The 22,359-nt window shown below is 71.7% G+C and carries 18 protein-coding genes; 12 read left to right on the top strand and 6 right to left on the bottom strand.

What is annotated here, in order from left to right; translation table 11 throughout:
* Positions 1–70 precede the first annotated feature (70 nt).
* A complete protein-coding gene (hrcA, locus tag ACFV4F_RS02835; protein WP_380444794.1) occupies positions 71–1,105 on the bottom strand; it encodes a heat-inducible transcriptional repressor HrcA in 1,035 nt (344 codons plus the stop codon).
* A gap of 249 nt (positions 1,106–1,354) precedes the next feature.
* Between hrcA and htpX the strand changes: the two genes are divergently transcribed.
* From htpX to ACFV4F_RS02820, 3 genes are read left to right on the top strand one after another with little or no spacing between them, the layout of a single operon-like run.
* The gene (gene htpX / locus ACFV4F_RS02830) at positions 1,355–2,275 is read left to right on the top strand and encodes a zinc metalloprotease HtpX (RefSeq protein WP_380444793.1); all 921 of its coding nucleotides are present in this window, start codon (positions 1,355–1,357) and stop codon (positions 2,273–2,275) included.
* A 53-nt stretch (positions 2,276–2,328) separates the two neighbouring features.
* Positions 2,329–2,913, top strand: coding sequence for a hypothetical protein (locus ACFV4F_RS02825; RefSeq protein WP_380444792.1), 585 nt, complete (start codon positions 2,329–2,331; stop codon positions 2,911–2,913).
* A 24-nt stretch (positions 2,914–2,937) separates the two neighbouring features.
* Positions 2,938–3,771: a DUF3097 domain-containing protein gene (locus ACFV4F_RS02820; RefSeq protein ID WP_380498169.1), complete on the top strand. Its 834-nt coding sequence runs from the start codon at positions 2,938–2,940 to the stop codon at positions 3,769–3,771.
* Here ACFV4F_RS02820 and ACFV4F_RS02815 read toward each other — a convergent pair.
* The 3 genes from ACFV4F_RS02815 to ACFV4F_RS02805 are packed head-to-tail and all read right to left on the bottom strand — an operon-like array spanning position 3,762 to position 7,527.
* A complete protein-coding gene (locus ACFV4F_RS02815; protein WP_380500247.1) occupies positions 3,762–4,274 on the bottom strand; it encodes a Uma2 family endonuclease in 513 nt (170 codons plus the stop codon). The genes ACFV4F_RS02820 and ACFV4F_RS02815 overlap by 10 nt on opposite strands.
* Before the next feature lie 42 nt (positions 4,275–4,316).
* Positions 4,317–5,546 (bottom strand): radical SAM family heme chaperone HemW, encoded by a 1,230-nt coding sequence (hemW, locus tag ACFV4F_RS02810; RefSeq protein ID WP_380500190.1) that lies wholly within the window; start codon positions 5,544–5,546, stop codon positions 4,317–4,319.
* Between the two features lie 58 nt (positions 5,547–5,604).
* On the bottom strand, positions 5,605–7,527 hold the full coding sequence (locus tag ACFV4F_RS02805; protein ID WP_380500189.1) for an AMP-dependent synthetase/ligase: 1,923 nt from the start codon (positions 7,525–7,527) through the stop codon (positions 5,605–5,607).
* Positions 7,528–7,873: 346 nt separating this feature from the next.
* Between ACFV4F_RS02805 and ACFV4F_RS02800 the strand changes: the two genes are divergently transcribed.
* From ACFV4F_RS02800 to ACFV4F_RS02785, 4 genes are all read left to right on the top strand, one after another.
* A complete protein-coding gene (locus ACFV4F_RS02800) occupies positions 7,874–9,607 on the top strand; it encodes an ABC transporter ATP-binding protein (protein WP_380444785.1) in 1,734 nt (577 codons plus the stop codon).
* 134 nt (positions 9,608–9,741) lie between these two features.
* Positions 9,742–11,640, top strand: a complete 1,899-nt coding sequence (locus tag ACFV4F_RS02795; RefSeq protein WP_380444826.1) for an ABC transporter ATP-binding protein — start codon at positions 9,742–9,744, stop codon at positions 11,638–11,640.
* A 180-nt stretch (positions 11,641–11,820) separates the two neighbouring features.
* Positions 11,821–12,732, top strand: a complete 912-nt coding sequence (gene sigJ / locus ACFV4F_RS02790; protein ID WP_380500188.1) for an RNA polymerase sigma factor SigJ — start codon at positions 11,821–11,823, stop codon at positions 12,730–12,732.
* Positions 12,733–12,821: 89 nt separating this feature from the next.
* Positions 12,822–13,901: an NAD(P)/FAD-dependent oxidoreductase gene (locus ACFV4F_RS02785; protein ID WP_380500187.1), complete on the top strand. Its 1,080-nt coding sequence runs from the start codon at positions 12,822–12,824 to the stop codon at positions 13,899–13,901.
* Positions 13,902–14,021: 120 nt separating this feature from the next.
* Here the strand turns inward: ACFV4F_RS02785 and lepA are convergent, their stop codons facing one another.
* Entirely contained in the window at positions 14,022–15,890 is a 1,869-nt protein-coding gene (lepA, locus tag ACFV4F_RS02780; protein WP_380444782.1) for a translation elongation factor 4, read from the bottom strand.
* A 214-nt stretch (positions 15,891–16,104) separates the two neighbouring features.
* Between lepA and ACFV4F_RS02775 the strand changes: the two genes are divergently transcribed.
* Positions 16,105–16,410: an antibiotic biosynthesis monooxygenase family protein gene (locus ACFV4F_RS02775; protein WP_380444781.1), complete on the top strand. Its 306-nt coding sequence runs from the start codon at positions 16,105–16,107 to the stop codon at positions 16,408–16,410.
* A gap of 199 nt (positions 16,411–16,609) precedes the next feature.
* Positions 16,610–16,879, top strand: coding sequence for a 30S ribosomal protein S20 (gene rpsT / locus ACFV4F_RS02770; protein WP_218205877.1), 270 nt, complete (start codon positions 16,610–16,612; stop codon positions 16,877–16,879).
* A gap of 346 nt (positions 16,880–17,225) precedes the next feature.
* On the opposite strand, the gene holA is transcribed toward rpsT, so the two are convergent.
* On the bottom strand, positions 17,226–18,224 hold the full coding sequence (gene holA / locus ACFV4F_RS02765) for a DNA polymerase III subunit delta (RefSeq protein WP_380444780.1): 999 nt from the start codon (positions 18,222–18,224) through the stop codon (positions 17,226–17,228).
* An 83-nt stretch (positions 18,225–18,307) separates the two neighbouring features.
* Between holA and ACFV4F_RS02760 the strand changes: the two genes are divergently transcribed.
* From ACFV4F_RS02760 to ACFV4F_RS02750, 3 genes are all read left to right on the top strand, one after another.
* Positions 18,308–18,601 (top strand): hypothetical protein, encoded by a 294-nt coding sequence (locus ACFV4F_RS02760; RefSeq protein ID WP_380444779.1) that lies wholly within the window; start codon positions 18,308–18,310, stop codon positions 18,599–18,601.
* 286 nt (positions 18,602–18,887) lie between these two features.
* Positions 18,888–20,297, top strand: coding sequence for a M14 family zinc carboxypeptidase (locus ACFV4F_RS02755; RefSeq protein ID WP_380500186.1), 1,410 nt, complete (start codon positions 18,888–18,890; stop codon positions 20,295–20,297).
* 283 nt (positions 20,298–20,580) lie between these two features.
* Entirely contained in the window at positions 20,581–22,218 is a 1,638-nt protein-coding gene (locus ACFV4F_RS02750; protein WP_380500185.1) for an alkaline phosphatase family protein, read from the top strand.
* Positions 22,219–22,359 lie beyond the last annotated feature (141 nt).

Below are 22,359 nucleotides of genomic sequence, written 5' to 3'. Positions count from 1 at the left end.
TCCGCTTGTTCCGCCTGTAGTAGTGCTGCGACAGGGCACCACCGCTGGTCTGTCCAGCGGTGGCTGATTGCTACGACTCGGCCAGGATCTGACCCACGTACCGCGCCACCGCTCGCACCGCCCCCATTGTGCCCGGATAGTCCATCCGGGTCGGACCGATCACACCCAGTTTGGCCACGCTCTCGTCGCCCGAACCGTAGCCGACGGACACCACCGAGGTGGAATTCAGCCCCTCGTAGGCGTTCTCCCGGCCGATCCGGACCGTCATCGCCGCGTCCGTGGTCTCACCCAGGAGGCGGAGCAGGACGACCTGCTCCTCCAGGGCCTCCAGGACCGGCTGGATGGTGAGCGGGAAGTCGTGGCCGAAGCGGGTCAGGTTGGCCGTGCCGGCCAGCATGATCCGCTCCTCGTTCTGCTCGGCGAGCGCCTCGAACAGCGTCGCCAGGACCGTGGTGACGGTCGGCCGGTCGACCTGTTCGAACATCGCGGGCAGCTCCTCCAGCGCCGCCGGGACGTCCGGCAGGCGCTGGCCGACGGCCCGCGCGTTGATCCGGGCCCGCAGGTCCGACAAGGCCGTCTCGCCGACGGTGCCCGGGCAGTCCACCATCCGCTGCTCGACCCGGCCGGTGTTGGTGATCAGGACCAGCATCACCTTGGCCGGGGCGAGCGCGACGAGTTCGATGTGCCGCACGGTGGAGCGGCTCAGCGAGGGGTACTGCACGACGGCGACCTGCCGGGTGAGCTGGGCGAGCAGCCGCACGGTGCGTGCGACGGTGTCGTCCAGGTCGACCGCGCCCTCCAGGAAGTGCCGGATCGCGCGCCGCTCGGGCGCGCTCATCGGCTTGACCTCGGCGAGCCGGTCGACGAACAGCCGGTACCCCTTGTCGGTGGGGATGCGCCCGGCGCTGGTGTGCGGCTGGTGGATGTACCCCTCCTCCTCCAGCGCCGCCATGTCGTTGCGGACGGTGGCCGGGGAGACCCCGAGGTTGTGCCGCTCCACCAGGGCCTTCGAGCCGACCGGCTCCTCGGTGCCCACGTAGTCCTGGACGATCGCGCGCAGCACGGCGAGCTTGCGGTCGTCGAGCTGGCGGACCTCACCGGCCATGGGGCACGCACCTCCGTCTTCGCACGTTGTCCGTTGTGACGTATCGAGCTGATGCGGGCCTGGAAGGCCCGGGTTTGGCACTCTGAGCGCACGAGTGCCAGAACCCTACCTGCCAGTGTACGGCCCGGGTCCGACGGCAGGAACGGCGCAGCGGGGGTGATCCTGCCCGCAGTTCCCGGCGCGGGGGTGGTGCCCCGCGGCCGTCCGGGTGGCAGCATCGATAGCGGACGGCGAACGGAGGAGCAAGCGATGTCGAGCTCGGCCCAGCACACCCGATTCGCGCCCGACCGCGGCCTGACCGGCCGGATGGTCGGGACCATGTTCGTGATCGGGCTGTTGTACGTCGGATTCACCGGCCTGCTGATCGTGCTGCTGCGCGGCGCCTGGCCCCTGATCGTGCTGATCTCCGGCGGGCTGTTCGTGGCCCAGTTCTGGTTCAGCGACAAGATCACCGAACGGGCCATGGGCGCCCGCCCGGTGTCCCCCGAGCAGTACCCGCAGTTGCACGGCACCGTCGACCGGCTCTGCGCGCTCGCCGACATGCCCAAGCCCAGGGTGGCGGTCGCCGACAGCGACATGCCGAACGCCTTCGCCACCGGCCGCAACCCGCAGAACGCCGTCGTGTGCGTCACCACCGGCCTGCTGCGCCGGCTGGAGCCCGAGGAGCTGGAGGGCGTCCTCGCGCACGAGCTCTCGCACGTCGCCCACCGGGACGTCGCCGTGATGACGATCGCCGGGTTCCTCGGCGTCCTCGCCGGGGCGATGACCAGGATCGCCATGTACGGCGGGTTCATCGGCGGCGGGCGCAACAACAACGACCAGAACGCGGCGATCGCGGCGCTGATCATCCCGCTGGTGTCCATCGTCGTCTACGCGATCAGCTTCCTGCTCACGCGGCTGCTGTCGCGCTACCGCGAGCTCGCCGCCGACCGCGCCGCCGCCCAGCTCACCGGCCGGCCCAGCGCGCTCGCGTCGGCGCTCACCAAGGTCACCGGGCAGATCGCCGCGATCCCGTCCAAGGACCTGCGCCAGGCCCAGCCCTACAACGCCTTCTACTTCGCCCCGGCGCTGAGCGCCAAGGAGACGGCCTCCCAGCTGCTCTCCACCCACCCGACGCTGGAGAAGCGGCTGGAGCAGCTGGCGAAGATCTCCGCCCAGCTGGGCCGCTGAGCCCCGCCGACCCGCCGACCCGCCGACCCGCCGACCCGCCTGAAGGGACCGCCGTGGGAATCCTGGACGCCCTGTTCGGCCGCACCAAGCCCGTCAAGCCCGACCTCGACCAGCTGTTCGGCGTCCCCTCGGCCGCGCTCACCCTGGAGGCCGGCGCCGGGTTCCTGCCCACCGGGCTCGGCTCGGTGTGCTTCGCGGCCGTCGAGGGCGCCGCGTTCGTCCAGGTCGAGCAGCAGGTGCGGGCGCTGCTCGACGCCGACACCGAGCGCGGCGGCGTCCCGGTGGAGGCCTCCAAGGACGGCTACGGCTACTCGTGGCTGCTCGCCCGGCACACCGCGGAGGAACTGCCGGAGCTGGTGAACGACCTGCACGCGGTCAACAGCGAGCTGGAGGCGAACGGCTTCGGGCCGCAGCTGCTCTGCTCGCTGGTGGGCTTCCGGAACGGGGAGGGGCAGTCGCTGGCGCTGGTCTACCTGTACAAGCGCGGCACGTTCTACCCGTTCGCGCCGATGCCCGGCGGCGGGGAGCGGCGCAACAGCCCGCTGGAGCTGCAGATCAACGCGATGCTGGCGAACGACCTGCGGCTGGAGAAGGACCTCGGCCGCTGGTTCCCGGTGTGGGGCGCGCCCGGGCTCTGACGGGCCGTCCGTAGACTCGCCGGCATGCGCAGCCGCCAGTACGGACCCGACCTGACCCCGCCGTGGAAGAAGCAGGCACCCGCCCCGGAGGTGCCCGCCGAGCGGGACCTCGTGGTCGAGGAGGCGGCGACCGGCTTCTGCGGGGCGGTGGTGCGCTGCGAGAAGACGGCGGAGGGGTTCACCGTCACCCTGGAGGACCGTTTCGGCAAGCACCGGGTGTTCCCGATGGTGCCGCGCGGCTTCCTGCTGGAGGGCAGGGTCGTCACCCTGGTCCGGCCGTCCGGCCCGGCCCCCGTCCGCGCCCCGGCCCGCACCGCCTCCGGTTCGGTCGCCGTCCCCGGCGCCCGCGCCCGGGTGGCGCGCGAGTCCCGCATCTACGTCGAGGGCCGGCACGACGCCGAACTGGTCGAGCGGGTCTGGGGCGACGACCTGCGGATCGAGGGCGTCGTGGTCGAGTACCTGGAGGGCGTGGACGACCTGCCCGCGATCGTCGCCGACTTCGCCCCGGGCCCCGGCCGCCGCCTCGGCGTCCTGGTCGACCACCTGCTGCCGGGCACCAAGGAGCACCGCATCGCCGCCCGGGTCACCGGCGAGGACGTGCTGGTCGTCGGCCACCCCTACATCGACATCTGGCAGGCGGTGAAGCCGTCTTCGGTCGGCATCCCGGCCTGGCCGACGGTCCCCCGCGGCGAGGTGTGGAAGGAAGGCGTCTGCCGCCGCCTGGGCTGGCCCGTCGACACCCCGGCGGCGTGGAAGCACATCCTGTCGAAGGTGAACTCCTACAAGGACCTGGAGCCCGAACTCCTGGGCAGGGTGGAAGAGTTGATCGACTTCGCGACCCTCCCGGGTCAGGCGTAGGTCTGGAACTCCGAGGTGTCGAGCGTGACGCCCAGCAGATGCACCGGAATGGGCTCGCCGAACTTGGTGGTCCGCTCGGAGACGTAATCCGGCAGACCCGAGGCGCTCGCCCGGGTGGGTTCGGTGAGCAGCACACAGACGGCCTTGATCGGGTCGACGATCAGGTAGACGGGGATCGTGCCCTCGGCGTAGAGCTCGCGCTTGGTCCGGTAATCGCGGAGCGCACTGGTCTTCGAGACCACCTCCACCGTCGCCACCGGCACAGTCGCTTCGGCAGCCCCTCTCTCGAACACCACGAGATCCGGCTGCAATCGACTGCCACCACCACAGGAGACATCCTGCCTGGTCCAGCGATGCCACCTCTCGGCGGGGATCTGATGGATCAGGGACTCGACGATGAGATTGGTCGTCAGGTCGGAGCTCAAGGACAGCAAGATCTCCCCGAAGATGAGCTCGGCGCGAACACCTTCCGGGATCTCAAGGCTCTCCAGAACCCCCCACACTCGCGCACTTGGAGTAGTCACGCGAACACCCTAGAGGTCGGCTCAGTCCACCAGGTCACGCACGACCGCGTCCGCCAGGAGACGGCCCTGGAGGGTGAGGGTGGCGCGGCCCCCGGCGTAGGTGTCGGGGGCGAGGAGGCCGCTCGCGAGCGCTTCGGCGGCCGCCTCGCGGGCCGTGTCGGTGAGGAGCGTGAGCGGGATGCCCTCGGCGAGGCGCAGTTCGAGGAGGATGCGCTCGACGCGGCGGTCCTCGTCCGTCAGCACCTCGCGGGCCAGGGCGGGGGTGCGGCCCTCGGCCAGCGCCTGGGCGTAGGCGGCGGGGTGCTTGGCGTTCCACCAGCGGACGCCGCCGACGTGGCTGTGGGCGCCGGGGCCGGCACCCCACCAGTCGGCGCCGGTCCAGTACAGCTCGTTGTGGCGGCAGCGGCCCTCGGGGGTGGTGGCCCAGTTGGAGACCTCGTACCAGTGGTAGCCGGCGGCGGCGAGCGCCCGCTCGGCGATCAGGTAGCGGTCGGCGTGGACGTCGTCGTCGATCATCGGCAGCTCGCCGCGCTTGACGCGGGCGGCGAGGCGGGTGCCCTCCTCGACGATCAGCGAGTAGGCGGACACGTGGTCGGGCCCGGCGCCGATGGCGGCGTCCAGGGAGGCCCGCCAGTCGTCGTCGGACTCACCGGGGGTGCCGTAGATGAGGTCGAGGTTGACGTGCTCGAAGCCGGCCGCGCGGGCCTCGGCCACGCAGGCCTCGGGGCGGCCCGGGGTGTGGTGGCGGTCGAGCAGCTGCAGCACGTGCGGGCGGGCGCTCTGCATGCCGAAGGAGATCCGGTTGTAGCCGCCCTCGCGCAGTTCGGCGAGGTAGGCCGGGCCGACGGACTCCGGGTTGGCCTCGGTGGTCACCTCGGCGCCGTCGGCGAGCCCGAACTCGTCGCGGATCGCGGCGAGCATCCGCACCAGGTCGCGGGCGGGCAGCAGCGTCGGGGTGCCGCCGCCGAGGAAGACCGTCTCCACCGGGAGGTCCGCGTCGCCCAGGACGCGACGGGCGAGCCGGATCTCCGCGATCACGTTGTCGGCGTACGTCTCCTGCGAGGCGACCGCGCCCGAGGAGCGGAGCTCGGTGGCGGTGTACGTGTTGAAGTCGCAGTAGCCGCAGCGGCTGGCGCAGTACGGCACGTGCAGGTAGAAGCCGAACGGCCGGGTGCCGAGCCCGTCGAGGGCGTGCGCGGGCAGGGAACCGTCGGACGGCACCGGATCGCCGTCGGGGAGTGCGGAGGGCATGACCCCATTGTCCCGTACGGCCGGGGCGAACCCGCGGGCCGTACGGGACGGGGGCGGCTCAGGCCTCGTTGGCCCCCGCGTACATCGCGGTCACGGCGTCCGCGTAGGTCCGCTCGACCACCGGGCGCTTGATCTTCAGGCTCGGGGTGAGCTCGCCGTGCTCGATGTCGAGGTCGCGCGGCAGCAGGTGGAACTTCTTGATCGTCTGCCAGCGCTGGAGGTCGCCGTTGAGCTTCTTCACGAAGCCCTCGATCAGCTCGTGGACCTGCGGGTCGGCGGTCACCTCGGCGTAGGACTTGCCGGCCAGGCCGTGCTCGGCGGCCCACGGCATGATCACGGCCTCGTCCAGGCCGATCAGCGCGGTGCAGAAGTTGCGGCCGTTGCCGATCACCAGGATGTTGCTGACGAACGGGCACACCGCCTTGAACTTGCCCTCGACCTCGCTCGGCGCGACGTACTTGCCGCCGGAGGTCTTGAACAGGTCCTTCTTGCGGTCGGTGATCCGCAGGAAGCCGTCGGCGGTGAGCTCGCCGATGTCCTCGGTGTGGAACCAGCCGTCCGGCTCCAGCACCTCGGCGGTCTTCTCCGGCAGGTTGTGGTAGCCGCGCATGACGCCCGGGCCGCGCAGCAGGATCTCGCCGTCCTCGGCGATCCGCACCTCGGTGCCCGGCAGGGCGCGGCCGACCGTGCCGATCCGCACGTCCTCCTTGCGGTTGACGCAGGAGCCGGCGCTGGTCTCGCTCAGGCCGTAGCCCTCCAGGATCGGCACGCCGGCGCCGAGGAAGAAGTAGCCGATCTCGGGGGCCAGCGCCGCGCTGCCGGAGACCGCGCCGCGCAGGCGCCCGCCGAACGCGGCGCGGATCTTCGCGTACACCAGCTTGTCGGCGACCGCGTGCTGCGCCCGCAGGGCGAACGGCGCGCCGTCCACCCCGGTGGCGATCCGGTTCTCCTGGACGACCCGGGCGTACTCGCGGGCCACCCCGGCGGCCCAGCGGAAGATCTTGTACTTCGCGCCGCCCTCGGCCCGGGCCCGCCCGGCGATGCCGTTGTAGACCTTCTCGAAGATGCGCGGCGCGGACGCCATGACGGTCGGCCGGATGGCCGGCAGGTTGTGGATGATCCGGTCGACCCGGCCGTCCACCGCCATCACATGGCCGGTGGCGATCTGGCCCGAGATCAGCGTCTTGCCGAACACATGCGACAGCGGCAGCCACATGAACTGGACGTCGTCCGGGCCGAGCAGCCCGCTCGCCTCCTGGGCGCGCGCCTCGTACGCCCAGCAGTCGTGCACCAGGCGCACGCCCTTGGGGCGACCGGTGGTGCCCGAGGTGTAGATCAGGGTGGCCAGCTGCTCCTTGTCGAGCGCGGCGACGGCCTTCTCGACGGCGTCCGGGTGCTCCTCGAGGTACGCGGCGCCGCGCTCCTCCAGCTCGGCCAGGGTGATGAGGTCGAGCCCGGCCGTCTCGGGCGCCCCGGCGGGGGCGTCGAACAGGATGACGGTGCGCAGTTCGGGCAGTTCCCCGATCTGCTCGACGGCCTTGGCGAGCTGCGCGGCGTTCTCCGCGAACATCGCCCGGCAGCCGGAGTCGGAGAGGATGAAGGCCGTCTCGTCGGCGTTGGTGCTCGGGTAGACGGTCGTGGTGGCCGCGCCCGCGCACATGTTGCCGAGGTCGGCGACGATCCACTCCAGGCGGGTGGAGGAGGCCAGGGCGACCCGGTCCTCGGGCTGGATGCCGAGCGCCATCAGGCCGGCGGCCACCGCCTTGACCCGGGCCGCGGTCTGCGCCCAGGTGAGCGAACGCCACTGCTCGGCGCCGGGGGCGCTGTCCGCGGCCTGCTCGTCGACCGGGGCGGGGTAGCGGTAGGCCTCGGCGTTGGGGGTCGCGGCGACCCGCTCCAGGAACAGGTGGGCGACGGAGGCGGGACGCCCGGCGACGATGTCGGCGCTGCCGGAGTCGATCAGGGACTGCGCGGAACTCAACGAGGACCTCCGGGGGCGGGTGGCCGTCTGAGGGATTTGTCGCGGCTCCCGTGGGGGCGGTCGCCGGTCCCCCGTTACGCGTGCGGTACCGGCGAGTAACAAGGGGGCAATCAGCAGCCTAGGGGGAAACCGGTCATTCCGTAAGGGGGTCTACCCGCCAGGCACCCCGCCACCACCCCGGTGCCCCGCGGACGGCACCCGCGTGAACCCCGCAACCCGGCCCGCCCGGCGGTTCGGCAAAGGACTGGACAAACCTCATGTCCCGGCCGGGGGAATCGTCTGTACGAGTGCACGAAGGAACGAGAATTGGGATGCGAATCCACCCGTCGACGACAAGAGTGTGCAAGTGCTGATCAGACTGCTCAGGGCGTACCTGCGCCCGTACTCCCGACCGATCGCCCTGCTGGTCGTCCTCCAGCTCGTATCGACCCTCGCCGCGCTCTACCTGCCCACTCTCAACGCCGACATCATCGACAGCGGCGTCGTCAAGGGCGACACCGGCTACATCCTCAGGGTCGGCGCCGTCATGATCGGCGTCACCCTCGTCCAGGCCCTGTGCTCGATCGGCGCCGTCTACTACGGCGCGCACACCGCCATGGCCTTCGGACGCGACGTCCGCGCGGCCGTCTTCGACCGCGTCCAGAGCTTCTCCGCCCGCGAGGTCGGCCAGTTCGGCGCCCCCTCCCTGATCACCCGCACCACCAACGACGTCCAGCAGGTCCAGATGCTGGCCCTGATGAGCTTCACCCTCATGGTCGCCGCACCGATCATGTGCGTCGGCGGCATCATCATGGCCCTCAACCAGGACGTCCCGCTGTCCGGCCTGCTGCTCGCCGTCATCCCCCTCCTCGGCACCGTCGTCCTCCTGCTCGTCCGCGCGCTGCGCCCCAAGTTCCGCAGCATGCAGGAGAAGATCGACACGGTGAACCGCGTCCTGCGCGAGCAGATCACCGGCATCCGCGTCATCCGCGCCTTCGTCAAGGACGACCACGAGCAGGCCCGCTTCGGCGAGGCCAACGGCGACCTCACCGACGTCGCGCTCCAGGTCGGCCGGCTGATGTCGTTCATGTTCCCGGCCGTCATGCTCGTCGTGAACGTCTCCAGCGTCGCCGTCCTGTGGTTCGGCGCCCACCGCATCGACAGCGGCGGCATGGAGATCGGCGCCCTGACCGCGTTCCTCTCCTACCTCATGCAGATCCTCATGAGCGTCATGATGGCCACCTTCATGTTCATGATGGTGCCGCGCGCCGAGGTCTGCGCCGAACGCGTCCAGGAGGTCCTCGGCACCTCCTCCAGCGTCGTGCCGCCCGCCGCGCCCGTCACCGAGGTCCTGCGCCGCGGCAACCTCGAACTGCGCGACGTCGACTTCCGCTACCCCGGCGCCGAGGCCCCCGTGCTGCGCGGCATCGCCATCACCGCCCGCCCCGGCGAGACCACCGCCGTCATCGGCTCCACCGGCAGCGGCAAGTCCACCCTCCTCGGCCTCGTCCCCCGGCTCTTCGACGCCACCACCGGACAGGTCCTGCTCGACGGCGTCGACGTCCGCGAACTCGCCCCCGAGGCGATCGCCGAGAGCGTCGGCCTCGTCCCCCAGAAGCCCTACCTGTTCACCGGCACCGTCGCCAGCAACCTCCGCTACGGCCGGCCCGACGCCACCGACGAGGAACTCTGGCACGCCCTCGACGTCGCCCAGGCCAAGGACTTCGTCGAGAAGCTCCCCGAAGGCCTCGACGCCCCCATCGCCCAGGGCGGCAGCAACGTCTCCGGCGGCCAGCGCCAACGCCTCGCCATCGCCCGCGCCCTCGTGCGCAAGCCCGACGTCTACCTCTTCGACGACTCCTTCTCCGCGCTCGACTACGCCACCGACGCCCGGCTGCGCAAGGCCCTCTCCCACGAGACCTCCGACGCCACCGTCCTGATCGTCGCCCAGCGCGTCTCCACCATCCGCGACGCCGACCGCATCATCGTCCTCGACGAAGGCGCCGTCGTCGGCAGCGGCACCCACCACGAGCTCATGGCCGGCAACCCGACCTACCGGGAGATCGTCCTCTCCCAGCTCACCGAGCAGGAGGCGGCGTGACCACCCCCCGCAAGCCCAGCGCCCCCCAGCAGCCCGCCGGGCATCAGCCGTCGGACCGGGCGACGGCCGACGAGCTCCCCAGCGATTCCCAGGCCGCCGCCGCCCGCCGCGGACCGGCCGGCCCCGGCCGCTTCATGGGCGGCCAGGGCACCGAGAAGTCCATGGACTTCAAGGGCTCCGGCAAGCGCCTGCTCGGCCTGCTGCGCCCCGAACGCCCCCTGCTCGCCGCCGTCCTCGGCCTCGGCGTGCTCAGCATCGGCTGCGCCGTCACCGGCCCCAAGGTCCTCGGCAACGCCACCGACCTGATCTTCGCCGGCGTCGTCGGTGCCCGCTTCGAGCCCGGCACCTCCAAGGCGCAGGCCGTCGAGGGGCTGCGCGCCCACGGCCAGGGCGGCATCGCCGACCTGCTCTCCTCCGTCGACTTCACCCCCGGCCAGGGCATGGACTTCGGCGCCATCGGCACCGTCCTGCTCTGGGTGCTCGCGATCTACGTCGCCTCCGCCCTGTTCGGCATCGTCCAGGGCCGCCTCGCCACCAAGGCCATCCAGCGGGCCGGCTACCGGCTGCGCCAGGACGTCGAGGCCAAACTCGCCCGCCTGCCGCTGAGCTACTTCGACAAGCAGCCGCGCGGCGAGGTCCTCAGCCGGGTCACCAACGACATCGACAACATCAGCCAGTCGATGCAGCAGACGCTCGGACAGGTCGTCAACTCGCTGCTCACCGTCGTCGGCGTGCTCGCGATGATGTTCTGGATCTCCCCGCTGCTCGCGACGATCGCCCTGGTGTCCGTACCGCTGTCGGTGGTCGTCGCCGCCAAGGTCGGCAAGCGGGCGCAGCCGCAGTTCGTCCAGCAGTGGGCCTCCACCGGCAGGCTGAACGCCCACATCGAGGAGATGTACACCGGGCACGCCCTGGTCAAGGTCTTCGGCCGGCAGCGCGAGTCCGCCGAGACCTTCCGCGAGCACAACGAGGCACTGTTCGCCTCCAGCTTCCGCGCCCAGTTCATCTCCGGCATCATCCAGCCCGCGATGATGCTCATCGGCAACCTGCAGTACGTGCTCGTCGCCGTCGTCGGCGGACTGCGGGTCGCCAGCGGCGCGCTGTCCATCGGCGACGTGCAGGCGTTCATCCAGTACTCGCGGCAGTTCAGCCAGCCGCTCACCCAGGTCGCCAGCATGGCCAACCTGGTGCAGTCCGGCGTCGCCTCCGCCGAGCGCGTCTTCGAACTCCTCGACGCGCCCGAGCAGACCCCCGAACCGGCCATGCCCGAGAAGCCCGACGTGATCCACGGCCGGGTCGCCTTCCAGGACGTCTCCTTCCGCTACGAGCCCGACAAGCCCCTCATCGAGGACCTCTCGCTCAAGGTCGAACCCGGCCAGACCGTCGCCATCGTCGGCCCCACCGGCGCCGGCAAGACCACCCTCGTCAACCTGCTGATGCGCTTCTACGAGGTCAGCGGCGGGCGGATCACCCTCGACGGGGTCGACGTCTCCGCGATGTCCCGCGAGGACCTGCGCTCCGGCATCGGCATGGTGCTCCAGGACACCTGGCTGTTCGGCGGCAGCATCGCCGACAACATCGCCTACGGCGCCCAGGGCGCCACCCGCGAGCAGGTCGTCGAGGCCGCCAAGGCCGCCCACGTCGACCGCTTCGTGCGCACCCTGCCGGACGGCTACGACACCGTCATCGACGACGACGGCGCCGGCGTCAGCGCGGGCGAGAAGCAGCTCATCACCATCGCCCGGGCCTTCCTCGCGCAGCCCTCCATCCTCGTCCTCGACGAGGCGACCAGCTCCGTCGACACCCGCACCGAGGTGCTCATCCAGCGGGCCATGGCCCGGCTGCGCACCGGGCGCACCAGCTTCGTCATCGCGCACCGGCTCTCCACCATCCGGGACGCCGACGTGATCCTCGTGATGGAGAACGGCTCGATCGTCGAGCAGGGCTCGCACGACGAACTGATCTCCGCCGGCGGCGCGTACGCGCGGCTGTACCAGGCGCAGTTCGCGGAGGCCGTGGCCGAGGTGGACTGACCGGAGGTCGCGTTCGGGCCGGGGCGGGACTCTCCCGCTCCGGCCCTCCGCGTTCCCGGGCCCTTCGCGTTCGCCGGCCCTTCGGACGGCCCGGGCCGTCCGAAGGGCCGGCCCTCCGCGCGGCCCGGACCCGCTCACCCGGCCTTCGCTTTCCCCGTGCGGACCGCTACCTTTGGGCCCGTGATCGACGAGGAGGCCCCGGACGCGTTCGAGGCGAACCGACGCTACCTGGGCTCGGTCGCCTACCGGCTGCTCGGCACGTTCACCGACGCCGAGGACGTCCTCCAGGAGGCCTGGCTGCGCTGGCGGGCCGCCGACCGCGCCGCCGTCGCCGACCCACGGGCGTTCCTCACCACCGTCGTCACCCGGCTCTGCTACGACCAGCTCGGCTCCGCCCGGGCCCGCCGCGAGTCCTACAGCGGCGAGTGGCTGCCCGAGCCGTCCGTCTCCTACGCGAGCGCCCCCGACTCCCCCGCCGAACTCGCCGAACGCGGCGAGTCCGTCTCGCTCGCGCTGCTCGCCGTCCTGGAACAGCTCACCCCCGCCGAGCGGGCCGCGTTCGTGCTGCACGACGTCTTCGCGGTCGGCTTCGACGAGATCGGCGACTCGCTCCACCGCACCCCCGACGCCGCCCGCCAGCTCGCCTCCCGGGCCCGCCGCCGGGTCCGGGACGGCGGCCGCCGCGCGAGCGCCGACCGGGCCGAACACCGGCGCGCCGTCGAGGCGTTCGCCGCCGCGGCACTCGGCGGCGACCTCCAGGGGCTGATGGCCGTCCTCGACCCGGACGTGGTGTGGACCGCCGACGGCGGCGGCATCGTCCGCGCCGCCGCCCGCCCGGTCCGCGGCGCCGACAAGGTCACCCGCCTGATCGCCGGCTCGGTCGCGAAGTGGTTCACGCCGGAGCTGCGGCTCGCCCTCGCCGAGGTCAACGGCGAACCCGGCATGGTCTGGTACGACTCGACCACCGGAGCCGTCGCCGGCGTGCTGGCGTTCACCGTCGCCGACGGCCTGATCACCGGGACGTACGTCGTGGTCAACCCCGGGAAGCTCACCCACCTCGGCCCCTTCGAGGGGCTGAGCAGCGGGGCGTGACGCAGGTCACTGTCACACCCCGTCCGGCTGCGTCGTCCCCTTGCCGAACCGCGCTGAACGACAGCGCACCTCGCAGGGAGGCGGACGAGATGAGCAGCACCACCACCGAGAAGCGGATCGTCGTCCTGGGCGCCGGCTACGCCGGACTCAGCACCGCCAAGGGCGCCGGCCGGCACCACGCCGTCACCCTCGTCGCGCCCGAGGAGCGGCTCCTCCACCGCGTCCGCCAGCACGAGACGGCGGCCGGCGGCGGGCGGGACTGGCCCGCCATCGCACGGCTCGCGCGCGGCCGGCGCATCGAGCACCGCCGCGCCAGGGCCGTCGGACTCGACCTCGACGGCCACAAGGTCCAGCTCGACGACGGCACCGTCCTCGGCTACGACACCCTCGTCTACGCCCTCGGCAGCCGCACCGCCTGGCACGACGTCCCCGGCGCCGCCGAGCACGCCTACGGCGCCGAACGCGCCGCCGAACTCGACCACCGCCTGCGCGACGCCGGCGAACCCGGCACCCTCGCCGTCGTCGGCGGCGGCGCCACCGGCATCGAGCTCGCCGCCGAGCTCGCCGAGGCCCACCCCCGGTGGCGGGTGCGGATCGTCACCGCCGGCCGGGTCGGCGGCATCTACTCCCCCAAGGGCCGCGCCCACGTCCGCCGCGTCCTCGACCGGCTCGGCGTGGCCGTCCACGAGGACGCCACCGTCACCGAGGTCACCCCCACCGGGCTGCGCACCACCACCGGCCCGGTCGACGCCGACGTCACCGTCTGGGCCGCCTCGATGGAGCCGCACCCGCTGGCCGCCGCGGCGGGACTGGCCGTCGACGACCGCGGCCGGGCCCTGGTCGACGAGTACCTCCGGTCGGTGTCCCACCCGGACGTCCACGTCGTCGGCGACGCCGCCGCGGTGACCGTCCCCGGCACCGGGACCCTGCGGATGGGCTGCGCCACCGCCCTGCCGATGGGCCAGTACGTCGGCAAGCTGCTCGACGGGCGCACGGACGGGCCCTTCGCGTACAAGTACGTCGCGCAGTGCCTGAGCCTCGGGCGGCACGACGGGATGCTCCAACTGGTCCGCGGGGACGACTCGATGCGGCCCACCGTGCTCACCGGGACGGCGGGGCGGCTGGCCAAGGCCGCGATCGTCGCCGGGGTGCTCGGCGCACTGAAGTGACCGTCCCCGGACGGGAGCAGAAGTGACCCTCCCCGGACGGGAAATGACCGTCCCCGGACGCGCGGAAGGGCCCGGAGCACGATCGCTCCGGGCCCTTCCGCCGCTGCTACTTCTCTTCCGTTACTTCTTTTCCTTGGGGGCCTCGGCGTCGGTGGACAGCGCGGCGATGAAGGCCTCCTGCGGGACCTCCACGCGGCCGACCATCTTCATCCGCTTCTTGCCCTCCTTCTGCTTCTCCAGCAGCTTGCGCTTGCGCGAGATGTCACCGCCGTAGCACTTGGCGAGGACGTCCTTGCGGATCGCGCGGACCGTCTCGCGGGCGATCACCCGGGAACCGATGGCCGCCTGGATCGGCACCTCGAACTGCTGGCGGGGGATGAGCTTCTGCAGCTTGCCCGCCATCATCACGCCGTAGTTGTAGGCCTTGTCCTTGTGCACGATCGCGGAGAACGCGTCGACCGCGTCGCCGTGCAGCAGGATGTCGACCTTGACCAGGTCGGCGGTCTGCTCGCCGATGGGCTCGTAGTCGAGGGACGCGTAACCGCGGGTCTTGGACTTCAGCTGGTCGAAGAAGTCGAAGACGATCTCCGCGAGCGGCAGGGTGTAGCGCAGCTCGACCCGGTCCTCGGAGAGGTAGTCCATGCCCTGGAGGCTGCCCCGGCGGGACTGGCACAGCTCCATGATCGCGCCGACGAACTCGTTGGGCGCGAGGATCGTGCCGCGCACGACCGGCTCGTACACCTCGGCGATCTTGCCGCTCGGGAACTCGCTCGGGTTGGTGACGGTGTGCTCGGTGCCGTCCTCCATGATCACCCGGTAGACCACGTTCGGGGCGGTGGAGATCAGGTCGAGGTTGAACTCGCGCTCCAGGCGCTCCCGGATGATCTCCAGGTGCAGCAGGCCGAGGAAGCCGCAGCGGTAGCCGAAGCCGAGCGCGACCGAGGTCTCCGGCTCGTACACCAGGGCGGCGTCGTTCAGGCGCAGCTTGTCCAGGGCGTCGCGCAGCAGCGGGTAGTCCGAGCCGTCCAGCGGGTACAGGCCGGAGAACACCATCGGGCGCGGGTCCTTGTAGCCGCCGAGCGGCTCGGTCGCGCCCTTGTGCATCGACGTGATCGTGTCACCGACCTTGGACTGCCGGACGTCCTTCACGCCGGTGATGATGTAGCCCACCTCGCCGACGCCGAGGCCGTCGGCGACCTTCGGCTCGGGCGAGATGACACCGATCTCCAGCAGCTCGTGGGTCGCGCCGGTGGACATCATCGCGATGCGCTCGCGCTTGGTGAGCTGGCCGTCCACGACACGGACGTAGGTGACCACGCCGCGGTAGGAGTCGTACACCGAGTCGAAGATCATCGCGCGGGCCGGGGCGTCCTTGACGCCGACCGGGGCCGGGATGGTGTTGACGATGTGGTCCAGCAGGTCCTCGACGCCCAGACCGGTCTTGGCGCTGACCTGGAGCACGTCGGAGGGGTCGCAGCCGATGATGTGCGCGATCTCGGCGGCGTACTTCTCCGGCTGGGCGGCCGGCAGGTCGATCTTGTTGAGCACCGGGATGATCGTGAGGTCGTTCTCCAGCGCCAGGTACAGGTTGGCGAGGGTCTGCGCCTCGATGCCCTGGGCCGCGTCGACCACCAGGATGGTGCCCTCGCACGCGGCGAGGGAGCGGGACACCTCGTACGTGAAGTCCACGTGGCCGGGGGTGTCGATCATGTTGAGGATGTGCGTCGACCCGGTGTTCGGCCCGGTCTTCGGCGCCCACGGGAGGCGGACCGCCTGCGACTTGATGGTGATGCCGCGCTCACGCTCGATGTCCATGCGGTCGAGGTACTGGGCACGCATCTGCCGCGGGTCGACGACGCCGGTGATCTGCAGCATCCGGTCTGCGAGCGTCGACTTGCCGTGGTCGATGTGGGCGATGATGCAGAAGTTGCGGATCAGCGCCGGGTCGGTACGGCTGGGCTCTGGCACATTGCTGGGGGTCGCGGGCACCTTGGTCCGATTCTCCGTTGGTCCGGGGCCGGGGGCGTCCGGGTCATCGCTGACCGGCTTCCCGGGGGGACCGGACAGTCTCGTCCGATCGAAATAGTTCCTCCCATCCTCCCACGACCCCGGCGCGGGCCGCCGTTCGGTCCGGCCCGGGTCGTTCGTGGGGGTGCGGAGCAGGCCTTCCCGCCCGGACCGAGCGGCGACAGGATGGCGTCCCATGATCCTGGAAAGCGCCCTGCTCGACGTCCTGCCCGGCCGGGAGGACGAGTTCCTCGCCGCCTTCGCCGAGGCCCGGCCGCTGATCGCCGTCCAGCGCGGCTTCCGCTCGCTGCAGCTGCGGCGCTGCCTCGACGAGGGGCGCGGCTCGCGCTTCCTGCTCCAGGTCGAGTGGGAGACCCTCGCCGACCACACCGAGGGCTTCCGCGGCTCCGCCGAGTACGAACGCTGGCGGGACCTCCTGCACCGCTTCTACCGGCCCTTCCCTGAGGTCGAGCACTACGGCGAGCCGGTCCTCGACGCGTAGCTCGGTGCGCGGGCGGTCGGGATGCGGCCAGCCGGACGTGCGGCCGGCCGGGGTGCGGCGCTCCGGCCGGTTTGGGGCGGGCGGCGGGCCCCTGGTAGCGTAGTCAGCTGCACCTGGCCTCGGCATGCCCTCTCAGCTGGTCCGACGGCCCGAAGGTGCAACCCGTTCAATACCTTTTAGACAAGACTGAGGCTCCTTCGTGGCGAACATCAAGTCCCAGATCAAGCGCAACAAGACCAACGAGAAGGCGCGCCTGCGCAACAAGGCCGTCAAGTCCTCGCTGAAGACCGCTCTGCGCAAGGCCCGTGAGGCCGCTGCCGCCGGCGAGACCGAGAAGGCCGTCGTGCTGGCCCGCGCCGCCTCCAAGGCGCTGGACAAGGCCGTGAGCAAGGGCGTCATCCACGCCAACCAGGCCGCCAACAAGAAGTCGGCCATCACCAAGCGCGTCAACACCGCCGTCCAGGCCTGACGCCACCGGGGGCCACCGGCCCCCGACGCCGCAGGGTGACCCGGCCCTCTACCCGGACCCCTGAGGCGCGCGAGACTCGCACCGCACGCGGCCTGCGTTCGCCACGCGGGTGCGGTGCACACAGCACTACGGCAGGCGCCGTGACCCCCCTCTTCTCCAGAGGCCGGTCACGGCGCCTGTCGCGTTGGGCCCATGCGGGCGGTGGGAGTGACGCCCCCGAGGGCGCGCGGGAGCGTGGGAGCGTGCGGGGGCGCGGGGGCTTTCGAGGCGCCCCTGGCCGCGCTCGTCGGTACGGCCCAGTACGGCTCAGTACGGCCTAGGGCGGCCCAGGACGGTCTAGGACGGCTCAGTACGACGGACGGCTGCCCGCCCGGGCCGCTCGGGCCACCGCGACCACCGCGCGCTCCAGGGCGAAGGCCGGATCGTCCGACCCCCCCTTGACCGCGGCGTCCGCCTGCGCGATCGCCGTCAGCGCGACGGCCACGCCGTCGCCCGTCCAGCCGCGCATCTGCTGGCGGACCCGGTCGACCTTCCACGGCGGCATGCCCAGCTCGCGCGCCAGGTCCCCCGGGCGCATGTTCCGCCCGGCGCTCGCCAGCCGCCCGATGCTGCGCACGCCGGACGCCAGCGCGTAGGTGATGCCCGTCGGCGGCTGCCCGACCGCCAGCGCCCAGCGCAGCCGCTCCAGCGCCTCCGCCGCCCGGCCGGTGACGGCCAGGTCCGCCACCTCGAAGCCGGTGGCCTCGGCCCGGCCGCTGTAGTAGCGGGCCACGACGGTCTCGTCGATCGTGCCCTCGACGTCCGAGGTGAGCTGGCTGCACGCGGCAGCCAGCTCGCGCAGGTCGCTGCCGAGCGCGTCCAGCAGGGCCTGGCAGGCCTCCGGCGTCGCGGAGCGCCCCAGCGTGCGGAACTCGCCCTTGACGAAGGCCAGCCGCTCGCTCGCCTTCGCCAGCTTGGCGCAGGCCACCTCCCGGCCGCCCGCCTTGCGCCCCGCGTCCAGCAGGCCCTTGCCCTTGGCACCGCCCGCGTGCACCAGCACCATGATCACTTCTTCGGCCGGGGCCTCGATGTACGCCTTGACCTCCTTGACGGAGTCGGCGGAGAGGTCCTGGGCGGCCCTGACCACGATCACCTTGCGCTCGGCGAACAGCGACGGCGTCGTCAGCTCGGCCAGGCTGCCGGGCTGGAGCCCGCCCGGCGGGACGTCCCGCACGTCGGTGTCCGGATCCGCCGCCTTCGCCGCCGCCACCACCTGGGCGACCGCACGGTCGAGCAGCAGCTCCTCCTGGCCGACCGCGAGGGTCAGCGGGGCGAGCAGGTCGTCGGGTGCACTCTTCCTGGCCATCCCCACCAGCATCCCACGGAGCGCGGACAGCCCCGGCCGGACCTGGGCGACGGCACCGCCCGGCGGACCTGGAGAATGGGCCGGTGACCGAAGACCTCACCACCGACCAGCCGGACGTCGACGACCCGCACGCCCGGCAGCTGCTCGTCCTGCCCGACCGCGACGCCGCCGACGAGGCCGCGGAGGAACTCAGCGCCACCCAGCCCGACCTCGGCGAACTGGAGGTCGTCCGCGACGCCCTGGCCGGCGAGGACGACGCCGAGGACGCCCAGTGGCTGGTCGTCGTCGAACCCCCGGAGGACGGGTGGACCCCGGCCAGGCTGCGCGCCCTGGACGCGCTCGCCGCCGAGTACGAGGGCTGGCGCGAGGAGGGCTGACCACACCCGGGGCGGCTCGACCGCCCGGGCTCCCGGGGCGACTTGCGCGCTCTGGCGGACTTGACCGCTCCGGCGGACTTGACCGCTCTGGCCACAACGGAAAACTCCCCGCCGATAGTTGACGGGTGGCCAGGGCGGCGCTTTGCTTCATGGACGGTGGTGGTGGCGTGCGGCTCACTTGATGTCATGCCCCTGACACAAACGCATGGCGCTCCCTGCTTCCCGCTCCCCGCCCGCTCCACCACCCGTCCCCCACGCGACACCCCCACGACTTCGGAGGCCCCCCATGGCCAGGAAGCGTTCCATCGCCCTCGCGGCCGGCACCCTCGCCGCACTCACCGCGCTCGCCCTCACCGCCGTACCGAGCGCGACGGCCCAGAACACCCACCGGTCCGGCCCCGGGAACGTCTTCGTCTACCGCATCCCCACCCACACCGCGGCAGACGCCCAGACGCTCACCGGCGCAGGCTTCGACCTGCTCGAACACCGGCAGGGCGACGACCTGTTCGTCCTCGGCGACGCCCGCGACGGCACCCGGCTGCGACTGCTCGGCTTCACGCCGACGGTCGAGCGGACCATGCCCGACCCGGCCCAGGCGCCGCTCCAACTCCGTCCCAGGAGCGGCCAACTGGCGGCCGGCAACCCGAACGAGACGTACGACGGCGGCTACCACACCGTCAACGCCCACTACGCCCACCTCGACCAAGTCGCCTCCCAGCACCCCGACCTGGCGACCGTGGTCACCTACGGCCAGTCCTGGCGCAAGCAGAACGGCCGACCCGGCGGCTACGACCTCAAGGCCGTCTGCATCACCAAACGGACCGGGAACGACTGCTCGCTCTCACCGAACTCGGCCAAACCCCGCTTCTTCCTGATGAGCCAGATCCACGCCCGCGAGATAACCACCGGCGAAATGTCGTGGCGCTGGATCGACCACCTCACCGGCGGCTACGGCACCGACCAGGACGTCACCGCGCTCCTCGACTCCACCGAACTCTGGGTCGTGCCGATCGCCAACCCCGACGGCGTCGACATCGTCCAGCAGGGCGGCGACAACCCGCTCTACCAGCGCAAGAACGCCGACGACTCGAACGGCTCCGCCTGCGACTTCTCCGGCCAGATCGGCGTCGACCTCAACCGCAACGCCGGCACCCACTGGGGCGGACTCGGCACCTCCCCCGACCCGTGCTCCGAGATCTACCTCGGGCCGCAGGCCGACTCCGAAGTCGAGAACACCGCCCTGGAAGGGCTGTTCCGCAACCTCTACCCGGCCGTGCGCGGCCCCGGCGACACCGACCCCGCCCCGGCGGACACCCGCGGCATCATGATCACCCTGCACAGCGACGCCAGCATGGTCATCTTCCCGTGGGCCCACGACCACACCGTCCACACCGGCAACGACGCCGCGCTGCGCGCCCTCGCCGGCAAACTCGGCACCCTCACCAACTACCAGGCCGGCCAGGCCGGCGAGATCCTCTACGACGCCGCCGGCGGCACCGACGACTGGGTCTACGACAAGCTCGGGACCGCCAGCTTCACCATCGAGGTCGGCGACAGCGACTCCCGCGGCTGCTCCGGCTTCATGCCCGCCTACTCCTGCCAGGACTCCTACTTCTGGCCCAAGATGAAGACCGCCCTGATGTACGCCGCCACCCACGCCCAGGCCCCGTACACGACCACGGCGACCGACGGCTGAACCGCCCCACCCGCCCCACCCCCGGCCGCGGCGTTCCGGACTCCCCGGAACGCCGCGGCCGGCCCCATTCGGACCGAGGACATTTCCGGCTGCCCGTTCATTGACGGTGCATGTTCACCAATTCCGTTGACCGTGAGTCCACTTGGTGAGATTCGCCGAATTCTCGAATTTCTCCGCCGAGGAGTCCGACGCTGTTCATTCCCCGGCCGCCGCCGGTATACCGGGGCCTCCCACCCTATGAGCGCACCGCCGCAGCCACCTTCCCCCTCGACAGGAGTCTTCCGTGACCCGTCGTTACGTCCGGCTCGCCGCCACCCTCGGCGCCGCCGGAGTGCTGGCCGGATCCACCGTCGCCCAGGCAGCCGCCGCCGAAGAGGGCCGCGACGCCCACGCCAAGCACGTGCTGCTGGTCTCGGTCGACGGCCTGCACCAGTCGGACCTCGCCTGGTTCGTGGCCCAGCACCCCCAGTCCGCGCTGGCCCGGCTGGTCGGCGGCGGGGTCGAGTACACCCGCGCGAGCACCACCAACCCCTCGGACTCCTTCCCCGGCATGGTCGCGCAGCTGACCGGCGGCGGTCCGGGCACCACCGGCGTCTACTACGACGACACCTACAACGCCGAACTGCTCCCGGCCGGCACCACCGACTGCGAGAACGCCAAGCCCGGCGTCGAGATCGACCTCACCGAGGACCTGGACAAGAACCAGGACTCGATCGACGCCGGCCAGGGCCTCGCCGGCCTGCCCGGCTCCATCCTGCAGATGACCGGCCGGCCGCAGACGCTGATCAACCCGGCCAAGCTGCCGGTCGACCCGGACACCTGCCAGCCGGTCTACCCGCACTCCTACCTCCAGGTGAACACCGTCTTCGAGGTGGCCCGCCAGGCCGGCCTGCGCACGGCCTGGTCGGACAAGCACGCCGCCTACGACATCCTCAACGGCCCCTCCGGCGAGGGCATCCAGGACCTCTTCACCCCGGAGATCAACAGCAAGGCGACCGGGTACAGCGGCGACTGGACCAAGGACAACAAGGCCACCCAGCAGTACGACTCGTACAAGGTGCAGGCCGTCCTCAACGAGATCGACGGCTACGACCACAGCCGCGCGGAGAAGGTCGGCACCCCGGCGGTCTTCGGCCTGAACCTCCAGTCCGTCTCCACCGCGCAGAAGCTCAACAGCTCCGACGGGCTCCAGGGCGGCTACGCCACCAAGGGCGTGCCCGGCCCGCTGCTCGCGAAGAGCCTGGAGTTCGTCGACCAGCAGATCGGCGCCCTGACCGCGGAACTGCGCGCACAGCACCTCGACGGCTCCACCACGATCATCCTGTCGGCCAAGCACGGCCAGTCCCCGACCGACCCGACCGCGCTCAACCGGATCGACGACGGGCCGCTGCTGGACGGCCTCAACGCCGCCTGGAAGGCCGCCCACCCGGGCGCCGGCAACCTCGTCGCCCACGCGGTCGACGACGACGGCGTGCTGCTCTGGCTCAACGACCGCTCCGACGCCGCCACCGGGTTCGCCAAGAACTACCTGCTGGCGCAGAGCGGCAACGGCGTCGACATCAACGGCAAGGCCCGCCCGTTCACCCGGAGCGGCATCGAGCGGATCTACGCGGGCGACGAGGCCGCCGACCACTTCGGCGTCGACCCGGGCGACCCCCGGGTGCCGGACGTCTTCGGCGTCGCGCAGTACGGCGTCGTCTACACCGGCGGCAGCAAGATCGCCGAGCACGGCGGGGCCCACGCCGACGACCTGAACGTGCCGCTGGTCGTCTCCGGCGCCGGCACCCCGGGCGGCGTCCGCGAGGACGAGAAGGTCGAGACCAAGCAGATCGCGCCGACCATCCTGAAGCTGCTCGGCCTCAAGCCGAACGCCCTGGAGGCCGTCCGCGAGGAGCACACCCGGGTCCTGCCGGTCCACTGACGGCCGGACGGCGGAAGCCGCCCGCCGGCCTCCGATGACCCACCCCGAGCGGCCCCCCCCCCCGCGCGGGCGGCCGCTCGCCCGCAAGCGCGGGGGCCTTTGCTGGGCCGCCACGGCGTGCGCCTGTGTGGTATAAAGAAT

The organism is Kitasatospora sp. NPDC059722 (assembly GCF_042733235.1).
GTDB lineage: Bacteria > Actinomycetota > Actinomycetes > Streptomycetales > Streptomycetaceae > Kitasatospora.
The sequence above is the reverse complement of the archived record's forward strand: the minus strand, read 5'-3'. Positions and strand labels throughout refer to the sequence as shown.

What these genes read in the sequence shown, in the direction of transcription:
- ACFV4F_RS02755 (WP_380500186.1), top strand. Translation starts at nt 18,888, where the DNA reads ATGGCCAGGAAGCGTTCCATCGCCCTCGCGGCCGGCACCCTCGCCGCA.
- ACFV4F_RS02785 (WP_380500187.1), top strand. Translation starts at nt 12,822, where the DNA reads ATGAGCAGCACCACCACCGAGAAGCGGATCGTCGTCCTGGGCGCCGGC.
- holA (WP_380444780.1), bottom strand. Translation starts at nt 18,224, where the DNA reads ATGGCCAGGAAGAGTGCACCCGACGACCTGCTCGCCCCGCTGACCCTC.
- ACFV4F_RS02795 (WP_380444826.1), top strand. Translation starts at nt 9,742, where the DNA reads ATGGGCGGCCAGGGCACCGAGAAGTCCATGGACTTCAAGGGCTCCGGC.
- hrcA (WP_380444794.1), bottom strand. Translation starts at nt 1,105, where the DNA reads ATGGCCGGTGAGGTCCGCCAGCTCGACGACCGCAAGCTCGCCGTGCTG.
- ACFV4F_RS02820 (WP_380498169.1), top strand. Translation starts at nt 2,938, where the DNA reads ATGCGCAGCCGCCAGTACGGACCCGACCTGACCCCGCCGTGGAAGAAG.
- htpX (WP_380444793.1), top strand. Translation starts at nt 1,355, where the DNA reads ATGTCGAGCTCGGCCCAGCACACCCGATTCGCGCCCGACCGCGGCCTG.
- ACFV4F_RS02775 (WP_380444781.1), top strand. Translation starts at nt 16,105, where the DNA reads ATGATCCTGGAAAGCGCCCTGCTCGACGTCCTGCCCGGCCGGGAGGAC.
- hemW (WP_380500190.1), bottom strand. Translation starts at nt 5,546, where the DNA reads ATGCCCTCCGCACTCCCCGACGGCGATCCGGTGCCGTCCGACGGTTCC.